Annotated in this window: 20 protein-coding genes; 16 read left to right on the forward strand and 4 right to left on the reverse strand. The window is 69.2% G+C overall.

What is annotated here, in order from left to right:
• Positions 1-3: 3 nt before the first annotated feature.
• The 8 genes from mreD (at position 4) to rpmA (ending at position 9,115) form a co-directional block, all read left to right on the forward strand.
• Complete coding sequence (gene mreD, locus MK177_01340) at positions 4-534, forward strand: rod shape-determining protein MreD (GenBank protein MCH2425957.1); 531 nt, start codon at positions 4-6, stop codon at positions 532-534.
• Entirely contained in the window at positions 531-2,798 is a 2,268-nt protein-coding gene (locus tag MK177_01345; protein ID MCH2425958.1) for a hypothetical protein, read from the forward strand. Before mreD ends, MK177_01345 begins: the two co-directional genes overlap by 4 nt.
• The gene (gene rodA, locus MK177_01350; protein ID MCH2425959.1) at positions 2,798-3,937 is read left to right on the forward strand and encodes a rod shape-determining protein RodA; all 1,140 of its coding nucleotides are present in this window, start codon (positions 2,798-2,800) and stop codon (positions 3,935-3,937) included. Before MK177_01345 ends, rodA begins: the two co-directional genes overlap by 1 nt.
• Before the next feature lie 72 nt (positions 3,938-4,009).
• Positions 4,010-5,983 (forward strand): TIGR03960 family B12-binding radical SAM protein, encoded by a 1,974-nt coding sequence (locus tag MK177_01355; protein MCH2425960.1) that lies wholly within the window; start codon positions 4,010-4,012, stop codon positions 5,981-5,983.
• On the forward strand, positions 5,983-6,699 hold the full coding sequence (locus MK177_01360) for a TIGR03936 family radical SAM-associated protein (GenBank protein MCH2425961.1): 717 nt from the start codon (positions 5,983-5,985) through the stop codon (positions 6,697-6,699). The genes MK177_01355 and MK177_01360 overlap by 1 nt, the downstream gene beginning before the upstream one ends.
• A 483-nt stretch (positions 6,700-7,182) precedes the next feature.
• On the forward strand, positions 7,183-8,445 hold the full coding sequence (locus MK177_01365) for an Rne/Rng family ribonuclease (GenBank protein ID MCH2425962.1): 1,263 nt from the start codon (positions 7,183-7,185) through the stop codon (positions 8,443-8,445).
• Positions 8,446-8,550: 105 nt separating this feature from the next.
• Positions 8,551-8,859 (forward strand): 50S ribosomal protein L21, encoded by a 309-nt coding sequence (rplU, locus tag MK177_01370; GenBank protein MCH2425963.1) that lies wholly within the window; start codon positions 8,551-8,553, stop codon positions 8,857-8,859.
• A 4-nt stretch (positions 8,860-8,863) separates the two neighbouring features.
• Positions 8,864-9,115, forward strand: a complete 252-nt coding sequence (rpmA, locus tag MK177_01375; protein MCH2425964.1) for a 50S ribosomal protein L27 — start codon at positions 8,864-8,866, stop codon at positions 9,113-9,115.
• A gap of 106 nt (positions 9,116-9,221) precedes the next feature.
• On the opposite strand, the gene MK177_01380 is transcribed toward rpmA, so the two are convergent.
• Positions 9,222-10,379 carry an HD domain-containing protein gene (locus MK177_01380; protein ID MCH2425965.1) on the reverse strand — a complete coding sequence of 386 codons (1,158 nt, stop codon included), beginning with the start codon at positions 10,377-10,379 and terminating at the stop codon, positions 9,222-9,224.
• Between the two features lie 65 nt (positions 10,380-10,444).
• Between MK177_01380 and obgE the strand changes: the two genes are divergently transcribed.
• Entirely contained in the window at positions 10,445-11,686 is a 1,242-nt protein-coding gene (gene obgE / locus MK177_01385; protein ID MCH2425966.1) for a GTPase ObgE, read from the forward strand.
• A complete protein-coding gene (gene proB / locus MK177_01390) occupies positions 11,686-12,798 on the forward strand; it encodes a glutamate 5-kinase (GenBank protein MCH2425967.1) in 1,113 nt (370 codons plus the stop codon). The genes obgE and proB overlap by 1 nt, the downstream gene beginning before the upstream one ends.
• A gap of 54 nt (positions 12,799-12,852) precedes the next feature.
• On the opposite strand, the gene murJ is transcribed toward proB, so the two are convergent.
• On the reverse strand, positions 12,853-14,505 hold the full coding sequence (murJ, locus tag MK177_01395) for a murein biosynthesis integral membrane protein MurJ (protein MCH2425968.1): 1,653 nt from the start codon (positions 14,503-14,505) through the stop codon (positions 12,853-12,855).
• Positions 14,506-14,574: 69 nt separating this feature from the next.
• Here murJ and MK177_01400 point away from each other — a divergent pair, with 69 nt between their 5' ends.
• The 3 genes from MK177_01400 to MK177_01410 all read left to right on the forward strand — a co-directional run bounded on the left by MK177_01400 (position 14,575) and on the right by MK177_01410 (position 18,348).
• On the forward strand, positions 14,575-15,828 hold the full coding sequence (locus tag MK177_01400; protein ID MCH2425969.1) for a glutamate-5-semialdehyde dehydrogenase: 1,254 nt from the start codon (positions 14,575-14,577) through the stop codon (positions 15,826-15,828).
• 113 nt (positions 15,829-15,941) lie between these two features.
• On the forward strand, positions 15,942-16,841 hold the full coding sequence (locus MK177_01405; GenBank protein MCH2425970.1) for a MoxR family ATPase: 900 nt from the start codon (positions 15,942-15,944) through the stop codon (positions 16,839-16,841).
• Positions 16,842-16,863: 22 nt separating this feature from the next.
• Positions 16,864-18,348, forward strand: a complete 1,485-nt coding sequence (locus MK177_01410; protein MCH2425971.1) for a VWA domain-containing protein — start codon at positions 16,864-16,866, stop codon at positions 18,346-18,348.
• 40 nt (positions 18,349-18,388) lie between these two features.
• Here the strand turns inward: MK177_01410 and MK177_01415 are convergent, their stop codons facing one another.
• Both MK177_01415 and MK177_01420 read right to left on the reverse strand, forming a co-directional pair.
• The gene (locus MK177_01415) at positions 18,389-19,762 is read right to left on the reverse strand and encodes a 3-deoxy-7-phosphoheptulonate synthase class II (protein ID MCH2425972.1); all 1,374 of its coding nucleotides are present in this window, start codon (positions 19,760-19,762) and stop codon (positions 18,389-18,391) included.
• Positions 19,763-19,842: 80 nt separating this feature from the next.
• Positions 19,843-20,673, reverse strand: a complete 831-nt coding sequence (locus MK177_01420) for a sigma-70 family RNA polymerase sigma factor (protein ID MCH2425973.1) — start codon at positions 20,671-20,673, stop codon at positions 19,843-19,845.
• 306 nt (positions 20,674-20,979) lie between these two features.
• Between MK177_01420 and MK177_01425 the strand changes: the two genes are divergently transcribed.
• From MK177_01425 to rsfS, 3 genes are read left to right on the forward strand one after another with little or no spacing between them, the layout of a single operon-like run.
• Positions 20,980-21,612, forward strand: a complete 633-nt coding sequence (locus tag MK177_01425; GenBank protein ID MCH2425974.1) for a nicotinate-nicotinamide nucleotide adenylyltransferase — start codon at positions 20,980-20,982, stop codon at positions 21,610-21,612.
• Positions 21,609-22,823 carry a LytR C-terminal domain-containing protein gene (locus MK177_01430; GenBank protein MCH2425975.1) on the forward strand — a complete coding sequence of 405 codons (1,215 nt, stop codon included), beginning with the start codon at positions 21,609-21,611 and terminating at the stop codon, positions 22,821-22,823. The genes MK177_01425 and MK177_01430 overlap by 4 nt, the downstream gene beginning before the upstream one ends.
• 13 nt (positions 22,824-22,836) lie before the next feature.
• Complete coding sequence (gene rsfS, locus MK177_01435; protein ID MCH2425976.1) at positions 22,837-23,232, forward strand: ribosome silencing factor; 396 nt, start codon at positions 22,837-22,839, stop codon at positions 23,230-23,232.
• The last annotated feature ends 2 nt before the right edge of the window (positions 23,233-23,234 follow it).

Raw genomic sequence — 23,234 nt, forward strand, 5'->3', positions numbered from 1 at the left:
AGTGTGACCGGCCGCTTCCGGGTCGCGGTGATCCTCCTGACCGCGGCGACGGCACAGGTGACGGTATTCGAGGAGTTCCGGGTGGCTGGGGTGTCGGTCGAGTTCATGCTGCTGGTGTCGGTCCTGGCCGGCTACCACGGCGGACCGGAGCGGGGAGCGGTCATCGCCTTCTGCGCTGGGCTCCTGCACGACTCGCTGACCGCAACCCCGATGGGCCTGCACGCCCTCGTGTACGCCCCCCTCGCCGTGGCGACCAGCCATCTCGAAGTACGCCTGGCCCGCTCCACCCGCCCGTTCCTGGGCGTCGGCCTGGCCGTCGCTGTGGCCGCAGGCGTGCTGGCCTCCGTGCTCGCCGGAGGCCTGTTCGGCCTACACGACGTGGATGGTCCGAGGCTGGTCCGTACAGCCGCGCTGGCCGCCGTGATGTCCGTGGCCGTGGCGCCACTGACCAGTTGGGCGGTGCGGTGGGCGGTGACGGCTGGCCTTCCGGTCGACGTGGACCTCCGTGGCGGCGGAGCGGAGTCGCGGGGGTGAACGAGGCCAGCCGCTATCGCATGCGACTCCTGGCAATCGTCGGGTTGTCTATGTTCGCCGCCCTCGGGGCACGCCTCTGGTACCTGCAGGTCATGGTCAGCGAGAAGGCGGTGGTCACCGCACGGAGCAACATCACCCGGGTCGTATCCGTACCGGCACCCAGAGGGCGGATCCTCGACGTCGCGGGGAGGACGCTGGTCGGAAACCGCCTGACCACCGTGCTCACCATGAACCGCTACGAGCTGGGGGAGGCCGACCTGGGAGACGAGGACCTCCGCGACATGCTCACCGAGATCGCGATCGAGATCAACCGGTCCGGCCAGCTGGTGAAGGTCGTCGACGTGGAGCGGGCGCTGGAGGATCCCTCGTACGGCCGCTACGACGACGTCCCGGTGGCCCATGACGTCGGCGAGGACCTCATGGTGTTCTTCGGGGAGCGACCCGACCGCTTTCCAGGAGTCCGTGTGGAAGAGGCCACGGTGCGGTCGTATCTCTACGGCGACCTGGCCACCCACGTCCTGGGTTGGGTGGGCTCCATAAACGACAGGGAGCTGCGGATTCGCCGACCCCCGACGGGCAAGGAGTACCGGCTGCGCGACCAGATCGGGAAGGCCGGCGTGGAGCTGATGTTCGAGGACGACCTTCGGGGCGTGGCGGGCCGCAAGGTGGTGGAGGTGGACCGCCTGGGCGAGATCGTCCGGGAGCGCGAGGACCTCTACGTGGTGCCGATTCCCGGCGACGACGTGGTCCTGTCGATCGACGTCGACGTGCAGTACCTGGTGGAGCGGGAGCTGGAACGGTCGATCCACCTGGCCCGCACCCGTGAGCCCGAAGCCGATCCCGATCGTCCCGGCCAGCTTCTGCCCGCCTTCGGAGCACCGGGTGGTGCGGTGGTGCTCCTGGACCCGAGGGTGGGTGACGTGCTGGCGATGGCCTCCTTCCCGTCCTACGACCCCAACCTGTCCATCGGAGGGTTCGCCCCGGAGCAGTGGGCGGATCTGAACGATCCAGCCAACGACCTGCCGATGTTCAACCGTGCGATCCAGGGCGAGTACGCCCCCGGCTCCACGTTCAAACTCTTCACCGCACATGCCGCCTGGCACGAGGGCGTATTCGGTGTAGGTGCGATTCCGCGAGCCGACGAACTCTGGGATGACCCCGGTGCATACATCCTCCGGGGTTGCGGCGACGTGGACCCCCGCGACCCACCCCCCGGTTGTCGCTACCGCAACGCCGGCGAGAAGCCCTACGACGACGTGGACCTGATCCGGAGCCTCACCGTCTCCAGCGACGTCTACTACTACCGGATCGCCGAGTCGATCTACATCAATCCCGACCACCTCGACACGGCCATCCAGGATGCGGCGGCCTCCTACGGGCTGGGCTTGGAAAGCGGCATCACCCTGCCGTTCGAGCAGGACGGCTATCTGCCCACCCCGGCCAACAGGAGGCAGCGCCACGAGGAGAATCCGGTGGCCTTCCCCGAGTGGGGGTGGTCCACCGGCGACAACGTCATCACGGCCATCGGCCAGGGCGAGGTGCTGGTTACGCCGCTGCAATTGGCCAACGCCTTCGCCACTCTCGCCAACGGCGGTGTCCGCCACGCCCCGAACGTCGTGACCCGGGTGGTGGCCCGGGACGGCTCGGTGGTCCGGGAGTTCGGGCCACGGGCCATATCCGAGTTGGACATCGACCCCGGCTTCCGCTGGCGGGTACTCGACGGGCTCTCAGGCGTTACGGCAGACGAGGAGGGCACCGCCTACGAGGCGTTCAACTCGCTGGCCACCGGCGGTACGTACTTCCCGCTGGGGCGGTACCCGGTGGCGGGAAAGACCGGTACGGCCGAGGTCAGCGGGAAGGCCGACACGTCGCTGTTCGCGGCCTTCGGCCCGGTGGAGGAGCCCACGCACGCCATCGTGGCCGTCCTGGAGGAGGCGGGCTTCGGCAGCAGGATGGCCGCCCCGCTGGTCGCCAGGATCCTAAAGCCGGTCTTCGAGGGCACGGTGCCCGAAGCGCCGCTGGCCGCCGTCCGGTATGCCCGCTCGACGGCATTGCCCCTCTGCCTCGTCTGGTACGAGTGGCGGTCGGGCGACACGCTGGACCGCCTCGATGCGGCGGATCCGTCCTCGGCCGAGACGGGTGGACCGGTACTGGATGCCTCGGGAACCGTGAGGGTGCGGGGAATCCGCGTGGACTGCGCGGACCTCATCGACGAGGTGCTGGCCGTCTTCGAGGACCGTGGACTGGCCGAGGCGGACGGCTGATGGTCGACTTCCGCCGGCCCGACTATGACCGCCCCCGGGTGCTCCGGCACGTGGACCTGGTCCTCCCGCTGCTCACCCTGGCCGTAGCCCTCATAGGGGTGGTCATGGTCTACTCGGCCACCCGCGGACCGGCCACCGACCTCCGGCCTGCCGAGACGTTCTACCTGGGTCGGCAGGCCCGGCTGGTGGCACTCGGGCTGGTGGCCATGGTGGTGGCCGGCTGGTACGGACACCGGCGCCTCCACCGCTTCGTGCCCCTGGTGTACGTCGGCATGCTCGGCCTGCTCGGAGCGGTTCTCGCGACGGGGATCGAGGTGAAGGGGGCCAGGGCGTGGTTCCAGGTGGGCGGGCTCCAGTTCCAACCCTCGGAGATGGGCAAGGTCGTCCTCATCCTGGCGCTGGCCACCTGGCTGGGTCGTACCGAGGAGCCGTCGGGTCCCCGGGTCGCAGTCGCCGTGCTCCTGACGGCAGGTCCGGTCGGGCTGATCATCCTCCAGCCCGACCTGGGCACCGTCTTGGTGTACGGGGCGATAGCGGCCGGCATGGTGCTGGTCGCCGGGGTGAAGGGCCGTCACCTGTTCATCCTCGGCCTGCTCCTGGTGACCGGCCTGGTGGGGGTCCTGGAATCCGACGTCCTGGAGGAGTACCAGGTGCGTCGCCTCCTGGTGTTCGTCGACGACGACGCGGAGACCACGGCCAGCTACAACCTCGAGCAGGCACAGGTGGCCATCGGCAACGGGGGCCTCACGGGCAGGGGCCTGTTCCAGGGCACACAGAACAACTCGGCGCTGGTGCCGGAACAGCAGACCGACTTCATCTTCACCGTCGTGGCCGAGGAGACCGGCTTCGTGGGAGGCGCCGTGCTCCTCGGGCTGGTGGGCCTGCTCCTGTTCCGGGTATGGCGCATCGGGCAGATGGCTGACGACCGGTTCGGGTTGCTCGTCTCCGCCGGGGTGTTCTCGATGCTCCTGTTCCAGGTCTTCCAGAGCGTCGGGATGTCCACCGGAATCATGCCGATCACCGGGATTCCGTTCCCTCTTGTCAGCTACGGTGGCTCCTCGCTGCTGACCACGTTCGTCTCGGTCGGGCTCGTGCAGAGCGTGCACATGCGCCGCCACGAGCGTCAGGGTCGGGCCTGAGCCGGTGCCGTTGTATCCGAGGGTGGGCCGGGCGGCACCGATCCCGGGTCGGGTCGGTACGCTGGTTTCATCATGAGTTCGCTCTGGTCCGAACTCGAACGTGTTCTCGGCGAGGTCCAGAAGCCGGCCCGCTACATCGGATGTGAGGACGGGATGACCGTCCCGGACCACCACCCCGAAGCGGTGGCCTGGCTCCTCCTCTACCCGGACACCTACGAGGTAGGCCTCCCAAACCAGGGTCTGCAGATCCTGTACGAGATCCTCAACGAACGGCCCGGTGCGGTGGCCGAGCGGAGCTACGCGCCGTGGACCGACATGGCAGAGGTGCTGCGCCGCGAGGGCCTCCCGCTGTTCTCGGTGGACACCCATAGGCCTGCCGGCGAGTTCGACATCCTGGCCTTCAACCTGGCGGCTGAACTCGTCTACACGAACGTCTTGGAGTGCCTCGACCTGGCCGGCTTGCCGATCCGGGCAGTCGAGCGCGGACCCGACCACCCGTTGGTGCTCGTCGGAGGGCACTGTTCCTACAACCCGGAGCCGATGGCCGACTTCGTGGATGCGGCCGTCCTGGGCGACGGCGAGGAGGTGGTCGGCGAGATCACCGACGTGGTGGCGGCATGGAAGGCCACCGGGTCCGGATCACGCGCGGATCTGCTGCGTGCCCTCTCCGGTGTCAGCGGGGTCTACGTGCCATCCCTCTACCGGGTGGGCTTCAATGCCGGCCTGTTGACCGGCGTCACGCCGATCGGCGACGCACCGCCGGTAGTGGAGAAGCGCACGGTGGCAGACCTGGCCGACTGGCCGTACCCGAAGCGTCAGCTGGTGCCGCTCACCGAGGTGGTCCACGACCGCCTCAACGTAGAGGTCTTCCGTGGGTGTACCAGGGGGTGCCGGTTCTGCCAGGCCGGGATGATCACGCGACCGGTGCGCGAGCGCCCTGCCGAGCAGGTGCGGACCATGGTGGCCGAGGGCCTGCGGCGGACCGGCTACGACGAGGTTTCGCTCACCTCGTTGAGCACGGCCGACTTCAGCGGGATCCAGGAGGTGGTGGCCGCAGCGGTGGCCGACGACTCCTGTGGCCAGGTCTCGGTATCGCTGCCCAGCCTTCGGGTGGACGCCTTCACCGTGGGAATAGCGGCCGAGATCCAGCGGGCCCGCCGGACCGGGTTGACCTTCGCTCCGGAGGCCGGGACGTGGCGGATGCGCCAGGTGATCAACAAGCTCATCACCGAGGAGGACCTGTATGCGGCCGTCGAATCGGCCTACTCGCAGGGCTGGCGACGTGTGAAGCTCTACTTCCTGACCGGGCTCCCGACCGAGACCGATGAGGACACCCTGGCGATCCTGAAGATGGCTCGGAACTGCATCGAGGTGGGTCGCCGGCACCTGCGCAGCCCGTCGGTGACGGTGTCGGTCGGTGGCTTCGTGCCAAAGCCGTTCACGCCGTTCCAGTGGTTCGGCCAGAACACCGAGGTTGAGCTGCGGCGTAAGGTTGGCCTGCTGCGCGATGAGTTGAAGCGGGATCCGAAGGGCTACCGGGGTGTCCAGTTGAAGTGGCACGATGCCCGGGCGTCGGTCGTCGAGGGTCTCATGAGCCGGGGAGATCGACGGCTGGGCAGGGTCATCGAGGACGTGTGGCGTGCCGGTGGGGTGTTCCAGGAGTGGAGCGAGCACTTCGACGTCCGGCTCTGGGAGGCCGCACTGGAGCGCCACGGCCTCTCCTTCGAGGACCTTGTCTACCGGCACCGGACCGAACAGGAGGTCCTCCCCTGGGACCACCTCTCGGCGGGGCTCCACAAGGACTTCCTCTGGCAGGACTGGCGGGACGCACTCGACGAGCTGGGCCTGGAGGACTGCCGTTGGATTCCGTGCTACGACTGCGGGGCCTGCACCGGCTACGGAATCGAGCACGTCGTGGCCTCCGCGGTGCCGCCGGCGGGTGGGAGCCAGGGAACGGGACAAGACCTGGACTCGGGGGGCAACGTGCCGGTGACGCTGACGAGGCGCACCGACCCGGACCGCAGCGCCGAGATGGTGGGCGCCTGATGCGGCTCCGGATCAGGTACTCCAAGAAGGGGAAGGTCCGCTTCATCAGCCACCGGGATGTCGCCCGGATATGGGAGCGGGCCCTGCGACGGGTGGGCGTGTCGGTGGCCTATAGCCAGGGATTCTCCCCACGGCCGAAGCTGTCGTTCGGGCTGGCGCTCTCGACAGGCCATGAGTCCGAGGCCGAGTTCCTTGACCTGGAGTTGTCGGACGAGGACGGAGACTGGACAGCCGTGCGGGGTGTGGACCTCGCCGCCCGACTCACGGCGGCGCTGCCCGTGGGCCTTGACGTCGTCGCGGTCGCACCGGTGGAGAAGGGTGATTCGCTTCAGCAGGCCGTCACCTCCTGCACCTGGGCGATAGAGGTCGACGACGTCGACCGGGAGTACATGGATGCGTGGGTGGCTGGCGTGCTTTCCCGCGAGGAGATTGTCGTCGAGCGCGAACGCAAGGGAAAGCCGGTGGTCGAGGACCTCAGGCCCCATGTGCTGGCGCTGGACGTCACCGGGACGACGGAAACCGGGATCCGGCTCTCAGCCGACCTGGGGACCCAGCCTCGGGCACTCAGGCCGACTGAGCTGTTGGCGGCGATGGATCCGCCGTTGACGGCCCGGACTGTGTGCAGGATGAACCAATGGATGTCGCAGGGAGACGGTCGCGAGGAGCCACTGATGGCCCCGACCGTTCCTGCCCCGTCGGCCAGGGTGCCGGCGTGATGAGAAGGGAAACCAGAAATGTCCGAGAACACGGGCGACGAACGACAGGCCGACACGGGCCGTACGTCAGGCAAGACGAAACCAGAGGTCGCTGAGGCGGCCAGGCCCCCGAAGGTCGGCGACAGCCGACCTGCACCGGGAAGCGGCCGAAAGCCGCAGATCGGCGACAGTCGACCTGCACCCCGGGTTGGTGACAGCCAACCGGCTCCCGGCGGAGGCGGCGCTCAGGACCAGCCCGGGTCTGGTGGTGGGCGTAAGCGCCGACGCCGGCGCGGCGGCCGTGACCGTTCAGGTGGAGGCGGCGAGGGCCGACCCTCCGGAGACGGGCGACCGGACCAGAAGGGTCGCCAGAGGCAGGGCAATCGGCCGGTCGAGGCGGTCACCGACGACGCCCGCCTGGAGCTCGACGAGGACACCCTGAAGCGACGCCGCGGACGCGAGCGCCGTGGGAAGCCCATCGGGCGCTACCTCATGTGTGTCAGCGTGAGCGGCGGCGTCACGCAGATTGCCGTGATGGAGGGTCGACAGCTCATCGAGCACTACCTGTCCCGTCCGGCCGACGACGTCAGCGAGATCCACGGAAACGTGTACCTGTCGAAGGTACAGAACGTCCTGCCGGGCATGGAGGCGGCCTTCGTGGATATCGGGACCCCCAAGAACGCCGTGCTCTACAGGGGCGACGTCCAGTACTCGGATGCCGACTTCGACGGCAAGGGTCGACCCCGGATCGAGCAGGTGCTGAAGGCCCGACAGACGATCCTCACCCAGGTGACCAAGAACCCGATCGCCCACAAGGGCGCCCGCCTGACCCAGGAGGTCTCCCTCCCGGGGCGGTTTGTGGTGCTCGTACCCAACAGCACCACCTTCGGGATCTCCAAGCGCCTGCCCGAGGCGGAGCGAAAGCGCCTGCGGTCGATCCTGGACCGGGTGAAGCCGAAGCAGCACGGGATCATCGTGCGCACCGCTGCCGAGAACATCACCACCGAAGAGGTCGAGCGGGACGTCCGCCGGCTGCTCAGACAGTGGGACGATATCGAGGCGCTCGCCGAGAGGTCCCAGGCCCCGAGCCTCCTCTACCGGGAGCCCGAGATGGCCTTCCGCTACATACGCGAGGAGTTCAACAAGGACTTCCGGGGGGTGGTGATCGACGATGCGGAGATGTACGAGCGGGTCCGGACCTACGTCGACAGCGTCAACCCGGCCCTGGTGGACCGGATCACCTACCACGACCCCGAGACCGAGTCGCTGCCGCTGTTCGAGAGGCACCACGTGCACGAACAGCTCCGCAAGGCACTGGATCGCAAGGTCTGGCTGCCCTCGGGCGGTTCGCTCATCATCGAACACACCGAGGCCCTGACGGTGGTCGATGTAAACACCGGCAAGAACGTTGGTCGGTCCAGCCTCGAGGAGACGGTGTTCCGAAACAATCTGGAGGCCGCCGAGGAGGTCGCAAGGCAGCTCCGCCTTAGGGATATCGGCGGGATCATCGTGATCGACTTCGTCGACATGGAGGTCAGGGCCAACCGTGAGGCCGTGGCCACCACGCTGCGCGACGCCCTGGCGCGGGACAAGACGAGGACGCAGGTGTTCGACATCTCTGAGCTGGGCATCGTGGAGATGACCCGGAAGCGCATCGGGGAGGGCCTGCTTGAGTCTTTCAGTACGGCCTGCGCCGACTGTGGGGGCCGTGCGCGGATCCTGGACGACGACCTGCTGGCGGGTTCCGGCCGGGCCGGCCGGCGCTGAGGACCGGGACCACCACGTCGGACGGCCGACAGGGGGCAACCGTCACACCCGGGTGGTTCCTGGGGCGGTTGCGCCGCCGATGGCCCCGGATAGCCTGAGGGCACTATGTACGCAGTGATCGCCACCGGTGGAAAGCAGTATCGGGTAGAAGAGGGCCAACGGGTCCTCGTCGAACGGCTCGGGGACGTCGACACCGAGGTCCAGTTGACGACCGTGATGGTGGTCGACGGTGACGATGTGCTCGCCACCCCGGAGGCCCTCGCAGGGTCCAGCGTGTCGGCCCGCATCGTGGCCGACGCCAAGGGTCCGAAGATCCGGGCTTTCACCTACAAGAACAAGAGCAACCAGCGTCGCCGGTGGGGACACCGCCAGCACCTGGCCGAGATAGAGATCACCGGGATCACGAGGGGCTGACGACATGTCCAAGACCAAGGGCGGTGGCTCGACCCGCAACGGCCGCGACTCCAACTCCCAGCGACTCGGCGTCAAGGTCTACGACGGTGGTCGGGTGACCGCCGGCAGCATCATCATCCGCCAGCGGGGTACGAAGATACATCCGGGCGCCAACGTGGGCCGGGGCAACGACGACACCCTGTTCGCCACCGCAGACGGCGTGGTGAAGTTCGGTCGGCGTGCCGGTCGCAAGCTGGTGGACATCCTCACCGACTGATCTATCCGGGCGCCTCCGGGCCCACGATCCACGACGCATTGCCCCGGGGCGGTGCGTCGTTTCGCGTAGCGGGCGGAGTCATCGGGTGATCGGGCGCCGTGCCGACCTACCTGGCGAAGTCCAGGCCAGCGGGGAGCCGTTCGACATCCCAGCCCAGGAGGCGAACCGCGCTCCGACAGGCGTAGCGGTCGGTCATGCCGCTGACGTGGCGGACCGCGGCGAGTCGGACGGCGTCGCCACCCGGCTCCTCCGATCCCGGTAGCGCGTCTGACGGCAGATCAGCCGGGTTGGCTGCGAAATGGTCGACGAGGGCCTGCAGCAGGTCGATGACCCGGGAGGCCTGGTCGACCGATGCCGGGCGGAGGTAGATCCGCTCGTAGTCGAAGTTCCGGAAGGCGCTCAGGGCATCGGCCGTGTCGGCGTCCATGCCGATGCGGCCGCCGAGCGACGAAGCGGTGACCACGCCGCCTATGAAGACTGCCAACTGCTCACGGCGGGTGGTTCCACATCGCTCCCGGACCAGCTCGGGAAGCTCGTGTGCGGCCACGATTCCGGTGTGTTCGGCGTCCTCGAAGTCGTGGCAGACGTAGGCGATCCGGTCCGCCCAGCTGACCACCTCTCCCTCCGGCGTGGACGGTGCGGGGCGCGACCACGAGTGGTTGCGGATGCCGTCGAGCGTCTCCCGGCAGAGGTTGAGTGGTGCCAGGGTCACATCGGCTCCCCACCGGGCGTGGTCGTAGCCGCCGTCCACATACGGGGTCAGGGCGTCCTCGCTGGCGTGTCCACCCGGCCCGTGGCCGCAGTCGTGTCCCAGGGCGATGGCCTCGGTGAGGGGCACGTTCAGGCCGAGGCTGGTGGCGATGGCCCGGGCCACCTGGGCCACCTCGAGGGCGTGGGTCAGTCGCGACCGCTGGTGGTCCTCGGGAAACACGAACACCTGGGTCTTGCCGGCCAGGCGCCGGAACGCCGTTGCGTGGAGGATCCGGTCCCGGTCGCGCTCGAAGCACGTCCGGAACGGGTCGGGCTCCTCGGCGATCCGGCGGTCGCCGGCGCCGACGGCACAGGTGGCCCCGTCGGCCAGGACCACGCCGTCGAACCCCTCCCGTGCCGGACGTCCCACTGGCGGGGCGATTTCGATGTTCGCATGGCTGTCGTGGTGGGCGGTACGAAGGCGGTCGTCGGCGTGGCCGTCCATGGTCGACGCCCAGGTCCTCGCCCTGTCGGTTGGGGAGTGCTGCTCGGCGGAGTTGTCCCAATCTGTCACCGGACCACCCTAGGGAGGATGGAAGTCCATCGGGCCTGGTGGGCTGCCTCAGTAGGCTCGTCGCCATGTCCCAGTTCGTCGACGAATGCGGGCTCAACGTGCGCGGCGGCGACGGAGGGGCGGGAGCGGTGTCGTTCCGTCGAGAGGCCCACGTCCCCAAGGGCGGGCCGGACGGCGGCGACGGCGGCGACGGCGGCGGCGTGTGGATGGAGGCCGACCACAACGTGGCGTCCCTCCTGGCCTTCCGCGACCATCCGCACCGCCGTGCCGGGAGCGGCACCCACGGGTCGGGTGGGAAGCGCCACGGGCGGGCCGCCGCCGACTTGGTGGTCAAGGTCCCGGAGGGGACCACTGTGCACGACCTCTACAGCGGAGAACTGCTGGCCGACCTACTGCACCACGGTGACCGCTGGCTGGCCGCGGAGGCCGGTCAGGGGGGTCGTGGCAACGCCAAGTTCCTGAGCAACAGGCGGCGGGCCCCGACCTTCGCCGAACAGGGGGAGGAGGGGGAGGAGCGCTGGTTGCGCCTCGAACTCCGCCTCATGGCCGACGTGGCCCTTGTTGGATACCCGAACGTCGGCAAGAGCACCCTCATCTCGCGGATCTCGGCGGCGAAGCCCCGGATCGCCGACTATCCGTTCACGACGCTGGAACCGAACCTCGGCGTGGTCCGGCCCGACGGTCGCCCGGAGTTCGTGGTGGCCGACATCCCCGGGCTCATCGAAGGTGCCAGCGAGGGCAGGGGACTCGGCCACAGGTTCCTTCGCCATGTGGAGCGGGCCCGAGTCCTCCTGATGATGGTAGATCTGGCCCCCACCGCCATGGAGGCTCCCGACCGTCAGGTCGCGGTCCTGCTGTCCGAACTCGAGGCGTATCGACCCGAGCTCCTGGACCGCCCCCGCCTGACGGTTGGGTCGAGGTCGGACGTGGCTGACGCCGACGTGGCCTTCGAGGGCAACCGGATATCGGCCATGACCGGCGAGGGGCTGGATCCGCTGGTCCACCGCCTGGCCGACCTCGCCGCCGAGGCCAGGGTGGTCCCGGCCGAGAGGCCGGCCGTGGTGGTCCACCGCCCCGCCACCGAGGACGTGAACGTGGAGAGGGGCGAGGACGGAACATGGGAGGTCACCGACCGCAGGGTGGCGCGAGTGGCGAACCTGAACGACTTGACCAACCCGGATGCGCTGTACTACCTGCATGACCGCCTGAAATCAATGGGCGTCGACCGGGCACTGGCCCGGGCGGGGGTGCGGGACGGCGAGTCGGTCCGAATCGGTCGGCTCGAGTTCACCTACGAAGAGGACTGATGGCGCGACGGGACGACACCGCCGTAGTGAAGATCGGGACCTCGTCGATAACCGACGACGAGGGCATCATCGATCGCGCCATGGTGGCCAAGCTGTGCGACGAGGTGGCGGCCCTGCGGGCCAGCGGCCGGCGCGTGGTCGTCGTGACATCGGGGGCGATCGCCGCCGGCCTGCCCGAGTTGGGCCTCGGCGGCGATCGCCGTCCACGGGATCCGGTGACCCTCCAGGCCGTGTCGGCGGTAGGCCAGGGAGCCCTGATCCGCACCTACCGGGAGGAGCTGGGTAGGCACGGCCTGAGGGCCGGGCAGGTCCTCCTGGCCCCCCTGGACTTCTTCGTCCGGGCCCAGTACCTGCACGCCCGGGGCACGCTGAACCGCCTACTGGACCTGGGCGTGGTGCCGGTGGTGAACGAGAACGACGCCATTGCCGACGACGAGATCCGGTTCGGCGACAACGACCGCATCGCCGCCCTGGTGGCACACCTGGTCGAGGCCTCCACCCTGGTGCTGCTGACAGACACCCCAGGCCTGTTCACCGCCGATCCCCGGATGGATGCCGGAGCCTCGCTGATCGAGGAGATCATCGAGATCGACAAGGAGATGGAGGGCCTTGCCGGAGCGGCCGGTTCGGTGAGGGGCAGCGGTGGCATGGCATCCAAGCTGGCCGCCGCCAAGATCGCCAGCTGGTCGGGTGTCAGGACCGTCATCGCCGACGCTGGCCGCGACGGCGTGATGGTCGATGCCTGCGACGGGGCTTCGGGCGTGGGGACGGTCGTACGTCCCCGGGAGGCCAACCTCGGCGCCCGTCGCCTCTGGATCGCCTTTGCCGTCGGCTCGAGCGGCCGGATCACGGTGGACGCCGGGGCCCGACGGGCGCTGGAGGGGAGAAGGGTTTCGCTGCTTCCGGCCGGCGTGGTCCGGGTCGACGGCACCTACGAGGCCGGGTCCGCCGTCGAGGTCTGCGATCCCTCGGGAATGGTGTTCGCCAAGGGCATCGTGCGACACGACTCCGCCCTGCTACGGGCCCACATCGGGCTGCGTACCTCCGCCCTGCCGGACGGCATGGCGCACGAGGCAATACACGCCGACGACCTGGTGGTGCTCCCGGCCTGATCTGTCAGGGACCCGCTTGCGGGGCCAGTGGCGGAGGCGGTGACGGACGGGAGATCAGCGGCGGAGGCGACGACGGAGGGGACCGATCACCAGGTTCGCCTCGTCCACGCCGGTCGCCGAGGCCACCAGCACGTAGGTGCAGCCGGCGACGGCCAGACCGATGGGCGCCGCTGCGATCGCGGGGAGGCCATCGGTGGCCCATCTGACGCCGAGGGCCACCACCACCGCAGCACCCGTGGCCGGGGCCAGACGGGACATGACTGCGGTCGGGCCGGAGGTTCCGTCCACGGATCTGCGGCAGCGACGGCTCAGGAGTGCCAGCTCCAGCCAGGCGGCGCAGGCCGATCCGAGGGCCAGGCCAACCGCACCCAGGTGTGGATCCGGTGATCCGGTCCGGATGCCGGCGTTCAGCGGCCCGAACCAGCCGACGCCGTCGAGCGTGAGCAGGGCGCCGCCGTGGGCGGCGATCCGGTCCAGCGGGAACATCAGGGCGATTCCCACGACGGCGGCCAGGCCCACCCGGGCTGCGGCAATCCGCGCGGGGCCGCTCGTGTCGCCTACGGCGTAGAGGGTGTTCTGGAAGATCTTCGAGGAAGCAACCGCCGGGAGGCCTAGGGAATAGGCCGCCAGCACAAGAGCGACGGCCCGCGTGTCGTCGGCATCGAAGGCCCCCCAGCCGAACAGGGCGCCGACGATGGACTCGCCCAGCACCAGGTAGGCGACGGTGCAGAAGGCCACGAAGAAGGCGGTCCTGCGTCGGGCGGCCAGCGCCCGGTCGGCCAGGCCGGAGGCCAGGCGTGACATCTCGGGGAGTTCGGCGACTGCCACGCTCGTGGCGAACAGGGCCACCGGAAGCGCGTAGAGCATCTGTGCCGAGAGCAGCCCGGCCACCGCACCGGTGACCAGGAGCGAGGCCAGGACGAGGTCGAGGTAGCCGGAGAGCTGCAGCACGCCCCGTCCCAGAACCGCCGGCCCGAAGCGCCGCCGTACGTCGGCCACCGCGGCGTTTCCCCGGCCGAACGACGGTCGCAGGTCCGGGGCGAGCCGCCAGACGGCGACTGCCTGCACGCCGAACTGCAGGGCACCACCGGCCACCAGTCCCCATGCCAAGGCAATGGCGGCCCCTCGTGGCGACCAGTCGCCGAAGGCCGCGACCGCCAGGATCATCACCTGGGCGGCATTCCAGAGGACCGGCGCCACATACGGAAGGAAGAAGCGACCATGGCTGTTCAGGACGCCAAGGCACCAGGCCGACAGCACCAGCAGGCCCAGGCCCCCGGTGGTGATCCGCAGGAGGTCGACTGTCAGGTCGAGGCGCCGACCCTCGAAGCCCGGTGCCAGCAGGACGGCCAGCGGTCGGGCCGCCAGGATGGAGACCACGACGAGTCCACCGGCCAGGGCGGCGAGCAGCCCGGCCACGGCGCCGGCCACCCGGCCCGCCTCGTCGTCACGGCCCTCGCCGAGTAGGCGGCTGTAGACGGGGATGAAGGACGCCGAGAGCGAGCCCTCGCCCAGCAGGTTCTGCAGGAGGTTGGGGATCCGCAGGGCGGCGGCGAAGGCGTCGGCGGCCGGGCCCAGGGCCAGCACGGATCGGAGGAGCGACTCGCGCAGCAGCCCCGACAGCCGGGACAGGGCTATTCCCGCGGCGACCGCCGAGGAGCCCCGGCCGCCTGGTCGGTTCGACGCATCGTTGCGGTCCGGGGCCATCGACGCCACGGTACCCGCGGCCCGGACCTGCCGACCGACGCCTCGAGAGCGCTGGGTAGCCTGACGACCATGTCAGCGGCCACGACTTCGATACCCGACCTGGCCCGCCGGGCCCGGGCCGTCGCCCCTGTCCTGGCCCGCGCCTCGACCGACCTGAAGGACGCAGCGCTGCTGGCTGCCGCCGATCGCCTGGAGGCCGACGTCGGTGACCTGCTTGCCGCCAACGCCGATGACGTGGCCCGCGGCGAGGCCGACGGCATGGCCACGGGCTTCCTGGATCGGCTGCGACTGGATCCCGACCGCATCGCCAGCATGGCGTCCGGCCTCCGTCAGGTCGCCGGGCTGCCGGATCCCGTGGGCCGGGTGACCGCCGAGTGGGTCCGCCCCAACGGCCTGCACTTCACCAAGGTCCGTGTTCCCCTGGGGGTGGTGGCCATCATCTACGAGAACCGCCCCAACGTGACCAGCGATGCCTTCGGGTTGTGCCTGAAGGCGGGAAACGTGGCCTTCCTACGGGGCTCCTCGGGCGCCCTGGCCTCCAACCTGGCGGTAGCTGCGAGCATCCGGGCGGCGCTGGTTGAGGTCGGACTGCCCGCCGACGCCCTGGTGCTGGTGGACGACGCGGGCCGCGGGGCTGCCATCGAGTTCATGCAGCAACGGGGCTACATCGACTGCCTCATACCCAGGGGTGGCCCGTCGCTGATCCGTTCCATCCTGGACAACGCGACGGTCCCCTACGTGATCGACGGCGACGGCAACTGCCACGTGTACGTGGATGAGGCGGCCGACCTGGAGATGGCCACCGACATCCTGGTGAACGCCAAGACGCAGCGGCCATCGGTGTGCAATGCCGCGGAGAGCCTGGTTGTTCACGTCGGGGTGGCCGACCGGTTCCTCCCGATGGCCGTCGCCGCGCTGGGCGATGTCGAGCTGGTGGGTGACGACCGGGCCCGGGAGGTAGTGCCGGCCATGGGCGTGGCGACAGATGCCGACTGGACGACCGAGTACGGCGAGATGAAGCTCTCGGTCCGGGTGGTCGACGACCTGGACGAGGCGATCGGTCACATCAACGAGACGGGTTCCGGCCACAGCGAGGCCATCGTCACGACGGACCACGCCGCCGCGGCCCGCTTCACGTCCGAGGTGGATGCGGCGGCCGTGCTCGTCAACGCCTCGACCCGATTCGTGGACGGCGAGGAGTTCGGATTCGGCGCCGAGATCGGTATTAGCACGCAGAAGCTGCACGCCCGGGGCCCTATGGGCCTGGAGCAGCTGACCACCGAGAAGTACGTGGTCCGGGGAGACGGCCAGACCCGCGGCTGAGGAACCCCCACCCGGTGGAGGCCGGTCGGCCACGCCTCGGTGGCATCTGATCGGCCGGAATGGCCTCTGTTCCGGATGCCGTAGCGGAACAGGCCGGTCGGTAGCCTCGCCGCATGATCGAACAACCCGAACGGTTCTCCGACCTGGCGGCGGTACGTAGCGCCCTGGCCGACGTCAACTACCTCGCTGACGACGGGATCGCCGGCGTGGTGTACCTGGCCGACCGCCTCGGCAAGCCGGTGCTGGTCGAGGGCCCGGCCGGAACCGGCAAGACGCAGTTGGCCAAGAGCGTGGCGGAGATCGCCGGCGCCCGCCTCATCCGCCTGCAGTGCTACGAGGGCCTCGACGAGGCCAAGGCCCTCTACGAGTGGAACTACAAGAAGCAGCTGCTGCGCATCCAGGCCGAGGGCGACGACGCCAGCTGGAGCGAAGTGGAGGACGACCTGTTCTCCGAGGAGTTCCTGCTGACCCGGCCGCTGCTGGAGGCCATCCGGGCCGAGGATCCGGTCGTCCTGCTCATCGACGAGGTGGACAGGGTGGAGGTGGAGACCGAGGCCCTGCTGCTGGAGATCCTCTCCGATTACCAGGTGTCGATACCGGAGTTGGGCACCGTCGAGGCCAGGCAGGTTCCCCTGGTGTTCCTGACCTCGAACGGCACCAGGGAGCTCTCCGAGGCGCTCAAGCGCCGCTGCCTCTACCTCTACATCGACTACCCGGACCTGGAGCGCGAGCGTGAGATCGTCTCGACCAAGGTGCCCGGGGTCGACGTGAATCTGGCCGACCAGGTGGCGCGCATCGTGAGGTCCATCCGCCAACTGGACCTCAAGAAGAACCCGTCGGTGTCCGAGACCCTGGACTGGGCCCGCACCCTGGTGCTGCTGGGAATCGAGCAGATCGACGCCAAGACGGCGACCGACACGGCGAACGTGCTGCTCAAGTACCGCACCGATATTGAGAAGGTCGTCAAGGAGTTTGCCGACAACCCCGCGGAGTTGGCCGGGAACGCCTCCTGAGGCGATCGTCCCGGTCCAGACAGTGACAGTCACCGGCCCTGCTCCCGCTCCGCCGACGGACCAGCCGCTCCTGGACCTCCTGAGCGGCTTCATCGTCGAGCTTCGCAACGCCGGGCTTCCGGTCAGCCTGACCGAGAACCTGGACGCCATGGAGGCGGTCACCCACATCCCCATCGAGGACCGCGAGGCGTTCAAGTACGCCCTTGGTGCCACGCTGGTCAAGAACCACAGCCACTGGCGGGCCTTCGAGGTGGTGTTCGAGGTCTACTTCTCACTGCGTGGCCCCGAGTACCAGATCGTCGACGGTGCCGGGTCGGGCGACCCTTCGGACGACGACGAGAACGCGACGATGCCCGGCGATGGGCAGGCCGGCGGTGGCGGTGGTGGCGGCATGTCAGCCCTCACGCCTGAACAGTTGGCCGAGATGCTCTTCAGGGCGCTCATGGGCGGCGACGAGGCGATGCTCCGCGCCCTGGCCCGGCAGGCCGTGATGCGCTTCGCCGGGATGGAGCCGGGGCGGCCGGTCGGTGGCACCTACTACCTGTACCGCACGCTCAGGAACTTGGACCTCGACGAGATGTTGGACCGGCTCATGGAGGCGGCTCAGGAAGAGGCTCCCGCCCCGCTCACCCCACTGGAACAGCGGCTCGAGCGGGACGAGTTCAGCGACCGCCTGAACCGCCTGAAGCAGGAGATAGAGGCCGAGATCCGCCGCCGCCTGGTGGCCGACCGGGGGGTCGAGGCCATGGCCAGGACCCTTCGCAAGCCGCTACCCGAGGACGTCGACTTCATGCACGCCTCGCGGGAGGAGATGGCCAACCTCCGCAAGGCCATCTACCCGCTGACCCGCAAGCTGGCCGTCCGGTTGGCTCGCAAGCGGCGGCACGGCCGGAAGGGTCCGCTGGACTTCCGCAGCACGATGCGTCACTCGCTGAGCTACGGCGGCGTGCCGGCCGAGCCCAAGTTCAAGTTCCCCCGCCCGGCAAAGCCGGAGATAATGGTGGTGGCTGACATCTCTGGTTCGGTGGCCGCCTTTGCCCGCTTCACCCTGCACCTCGTCTACGCCCTCAGCGGCCAGTTCTCCAAGGTCAGGTCGTTCGTGTTCATTGACGGCATGGACGAGGTGACCGGCTTCTTCGAGGGGGTGGAGGACATCGGCGAGGCCGTGCACCGTGTCAACACCGAGGCCGACGTGGTCTGGGTCGACGGGCACTCCGACTACGGGCACGCCTTCGGCGTCTTCTGGGAGAGGTACGGCAAGGACGTGGGTCCCAAGACCACGGTCCTGATCCTGGGCGACGCCCGGAACAACTACCACGCCTCGCAGTCGTGGATCCTCAAGGAGCTCCAGCACCGGGCACGCAAGGTGTTCTGGCTGAACCCCGAACCGAGGGCCTACTGGGACACCGGAGACTCGATCGTGGGGGAGTACGGCACCTGGTGCGAGGGCGTGCACGAGGTGCGCAACCTCCGTCAGTTGGAGGGCTTCGTCGAGAATCTCGTCTGAGGGCTGACGGCCACGACGTGTGGCTCCGGAGCGGGTCCAGTCAACGAGCTCCGTCGCGAAGGAGTTCGGCGAGGCGGAAGGCCAGCTCGATGCTCTGGCTGCCGTTCAGCCGGGGATCGCACATCGTCTCGTAGCGGTCGCCCAGGTTGCTGGTGGCCACCTCGGCTCCACCTCCCAGGCATTCGGTGACGTCGTCGCCGGTCAACTCCAGGTGGACGCCGCCCGGGTGGGTGCCGACGTACCTGTGGGCGGCGAAGAACCCGGACACCTCGGCCAGCACGTCCTCGAAGTGGCGGGTCTTGCGACCATCGTCGGCGGTGAACGTGTTGCCGTGCATGGGATCGCACACCCACACCACGGGGTGGCCGGCCTCCTGGACGGCTGACAACAGGGGAGGCAGGAGGTCGACGACCTTGGTGGCCCCCATGCGGGTTATGAGCGTGAGCCGGCCCGGTTGGCGGTCGGGGTTCAGGGCCTCGCAGAGGCCCAGGACTTCGTCGGCGCTGGCCGCCGGACCGACCTTGCAACCCAGTGGGTTTTGGACGCCGCGCAGGAACTCCACATGTGCGCCGTCCAGCTGTCGGGTGCGCTCACCGATCCAGAGCATGTGGGCCGAGCAGTCGTACCAGTCGCCGGTCAGGGAGTCCTGACGGGTGAGCGCCTCCTCGTAGTCGAGGAGGAGAGCCTCGTGGCTGGTGTAGAAGTCGACCTGGCGGAGGTCGGTCAGGGTGTCGCTGTTGATGCCGCATGCGGACATGAACTGCACGGCCCGATCGATCTCGTCGGCCAGGGCCTCGTAGCGCTGGCCGGCGGGGCTGGCCGCCACGAACTCGCGGTTCCACTGGTGGACGCTCGAGAGGGAGGCGAAGCCGCCCTTGGTGAACGCCCGAAGGAGGTTAAGTGTGGCGGCGGCCCTGTTGTAGGCCGTGAGGAGGCGCTCGGGGTCGGCGGTGCGCTCCCCGGCTGTGAAGCCGACGTCGTTGACGATGTGCCCGCGGAATGCCGGCAGCTCGATGCCGTCGATGGTCTCGGTGTCGCTGGAACGCGGCTTGGCGAACTGTCCGGCGATGCGACCGATCTTCACCACCGGTACCCCGGTGAAGTAGGTGAGGATGACTGCCATCTGCAGGATGACACGCAGTCGGTCCCGGATGGAGTCAGCGACGGTGTCGAAGGACTCGGCGCAGTCGCCGGCCTGCAGGAGGAAGGCATCGCCGTTGGCCACGGCGGCCAGCCTCTCGGTCAGCTCACGGGACTCGCCGGCGAAGACCAGCGGCGGTAGGACGCCCAGCTGGTTGAGCACCTGCTGGTGGGCCTCGGCATCCGGCCATTGGGGCTGCTGGAGGGCGACACGACCCCGCCAGGACCGGGGATCCCAGTCGGTGGAAGGGCGTGGGGTGGTGCTCGTGCTCACGGGGTCCAGCCTACGGGCGACCCGTCATGGGGCCGCGGGCTATTTGGATGGCCCGCGGTGGGTGGAGGGCCCGTGGGGGTTCAGGCGGCGTCGATGACCTCGGTGGCCCGGTCCCGTACGGTGATCACCGCACGCTTGACCAGGCGGCGGGCCGCCTCGGCGGTGACACCCAACTCCTCGCCGACCTCGCGGTAGCTGCGCTTGCGACCGTCGGTCAGGCCGAAGCGCTGCTCTACGGCGTAGCGGGCCCTGGAGTCCAGGACGTCCAGCAGTTGGGTGGCCATCTCGTTCTCGGCCATGGCCATGACCTCGATCTCCGGCCCGGGAGCGGCGTCGGGGAGCAGGTCCACCAACTCGTTGCTGTCGTCGTCGCCGATGGTTCGGTCCAGAGAGGTGGGGGTGGTCAGGCGGTGCAGCCGTGCATGCTCCTCGTCCAACTCGTCGCCGTTGCCGGATACGGCCCGCAGGGCGGCCCGGAGGCTGGCCGAACGGTCGCCGGGGAGGCGCACCAGGCTGGCCTTCTGGTCGAGTGCCCGGCCGATGGCCTGGCGGATCCAGAAGGTGGCATAGGTCGAGAACTTGAAGCCCTTGCGCCAGTCGAACTTGTCGACGGCGTGCTCGAGGCCGAGGTTGCCCTCCTGGATGAGGTCGAGCAGCTCCATGCCGGGCGGCAGGGGGTAGCGGCGGGCGACGCTCACCACGAGGCGGAGGTTGGCACGGATGAAGCGGTCCTTGGCCCGTGCAGCGGCCCTGATCGACCGCTCGATCTGGCGGTCGGACTCACCGGCCGCCTTCTTGGCGCGGGCCTCGGCGCCGCGCTCGATGATCTGGGACAGTTCCCGCTCCTCCTGGGCGTTCAGGAGAGGTACCATGCCGATCTCGTTCAGGTACTGGCCTACGGAATCACTCATTTTCGCTCACATCTCATTCGTTCTGGCCCACGACGCGCGCCGCGGCCGGGAGGGGATTTCAGGGAAGGCGACGATCCATCCGAACCGTTCAATGCGTCTTTCCGGTGGCTTCGTCTAACGAATAGTCAAGCACAGATGGCGCGCGCTGTGAACCCCGGTTTCCTATGACGTTCGTCATACTGTGGCTGCATACTCCGCCTCCGAGCCATCCGTGCAGGTCAACAGGGGTGTACGCCGGGTCTGTAACGGGCCGCTCCGGCAGGCGGGTCGCCCGGAATACCGCTCGGCGGTCAGTAGCATCGGTCCGTGCCAGGCTCCGAGCCCCCCGTCCCGCCGCGCCGGATCGGCATCCTGGGAGGAACCTTCGACCCCCCGCACCTGGGACACACGGCTGCCGCCCTAGACGCCCGTCGGTCCCTCGACCTCGACGTGGTGGTCTTCGTGGTAGCCAACGATCCCTGGCAGAAGACCGTCGGGGCGATGGCCGGAACCGCCGAGGAGGTCTCACCGGCAGAGGTTCGCCTGGCCATGACCCGGGAGGCCGTGGTTGGACTGGACAGTGTTCAGGTGGACGACGTGGAGATACAGCGGGGTGGGCCGTCGTACACCGCGGACACGCTGACCCACTATGGCGAGGTGCACGCCGGGGCCGAGCTGTTCCTCCTGCTGGGCAGCGACATTGCCCCCGGGCTGGACACGTGGGCGCGCCCTGACGAGCTGCGTCGACGTGCGACGATCGTGGTCATGGAGCGACCGGGGTACGAGGACTGCCGACCGCCGGCCGGTTGGGAGCATCGGGTCCTGGGGGGATCCTTCCCGGACCTGGCCAGCAACGACCTCAGGGAGGTCATCGCCGCCACAGGTGAGGTGGGCGACGGGGTCCCGGGCGGTGTGGCGGAGATCATCCGGGCACACGGCCTGTACGGGGCGGGTCGGTGAGCGACGGACGGATGGACGACGGTCTCCCGGAGGAGATGGCCCACGGGTCGCCTTCGGAGCGGCGACGGCCTGCACCACCCCTCTCGGCAGGCTGGCGGTGGGGCTTCCCGGCGGTGGTCGCGGTTCTCGTCCTTTGGTCGGGATGGCTCCTGATGGACGGCCTCGGCACGATCCTGGACAGCGAGGAGGGCAGGACGCGCGAGGCGGTCACCGATCAGTCCGCGCCGGGCTTCGAGGCGTTCGTGGAGCAGACCTGGTCCATGCTGGTGGTGACCGAGGATGCCGCGGGCGAACTGGTTCAGGTCGCCGTCATAGCCGCTACCGACCGGACCGGAGGTGGAGGCACGGTCCTCCTGGTGCCCTCGGAGGCCAGCGCGTCGGGATGCGCCGCGCAGCCGTGCCGGTTGGTCGACCGCCACCGCGAGGGTGGAGTCGAGACGGTCCGGGCGTCGGTGACCAAACTGATGGGCGTGGGGGTCACCGGGACTGCGCTGTTGACTCCCACCCGGTGGGAGAACCTCGCCGGTGCCTCGCCGGCGGTAGTGGTCGAACTACCCGGGGAGCTCGTGGCCACGGCGGCCGACGGTACATCGGTGGTGCGGTTCCCAGCCGGAACTGTGGCCGTGGCGCCGGCAGAGGTCGTCGACCTCCTGGGCTTCGTGGACGATGTCGGCGGTGTGGACCGGCTGGCCCGGCAACGGGAATGGTGGACCGGTTGGATGGACCAGGTCGGGGTCGGGGACCCGGCGGCCAACCTCCCGGTGCTCGACCTGGACCTGGTCCACCTGCTGGTCACGGTGGCCACCGGTCCGGTGAGGGTCGTCACCAGTCCGTGGGCGATCGATGGCTCCTCGATGGTGGTCGACGGGACGGCGCTGGACGACCTGGTGGTCGCCATGTTCCCGTTCCCCGTGCCGCTGGTCCCGGGCCGGCTACCCACGGTCCGACTCCTGAACGGCACCGGCGACCCGTCGCTGGATGCCCCTGCCCGCGAAGCCGTGCTACGGGCCGGTGTGGAGTTGGCGGTGGTGGGCAACTACCGCCACGACGGGGCGATCCAGACCCGGGTGATCCACCGCGACCCGGCCCAGGCTGAGGCGGCCAACGCCCTGGCGGCGCTCCTGGGGGCCGGTGTGATCTTCGACGAGATGGCTAGTCCGGTGGCCGACCTGACTGTCGTCATAGGAGCCGACTTCCGGCCAGCCGGATAGCCTCGGCGGCCCGATGCCACAGCCCTCCCCGGACCGCTCCACGGCGGACGACCACGTTCCCACCCTGGCCGACTGGGCCCGCCATGCGGCCAGGGCGGCAGACGACAGGCTGGGGCGGGACACCGTCATTATCGAGGTGGGCGACGTGATCTCGGTAACCGACTTTTTCGTCATCTCCAGCGCGGTGACCTCCCGGCAGGTCCGGGCCATCGCCAAGGAGGTCGAGGACCAGCTGACGATCCTGGACGGTCCGAAGCCGGTCAGGGTCGAGGGTCGTGACGACCACCGCTGGGTGCTGATGGACTTCGGCGGCTTCGTCGTGCACGTCCTGGACGAGGAGTTCCGGGCCTTCTACGACCTGGAGCGGCTGTGGTCCGACTGTCCCCGCGTCGACTGGCAGGTCGGCTGACC

Source organism: Acidimicrobiales bacterium (assembly GCA_022452145.1).
Taxonomy (GTDB): domain Bacteria; phylum Actinomycetota; class Acidimicrobiia; order Acidimicrobiales; family MedAcidi-G1; genus UBA9410.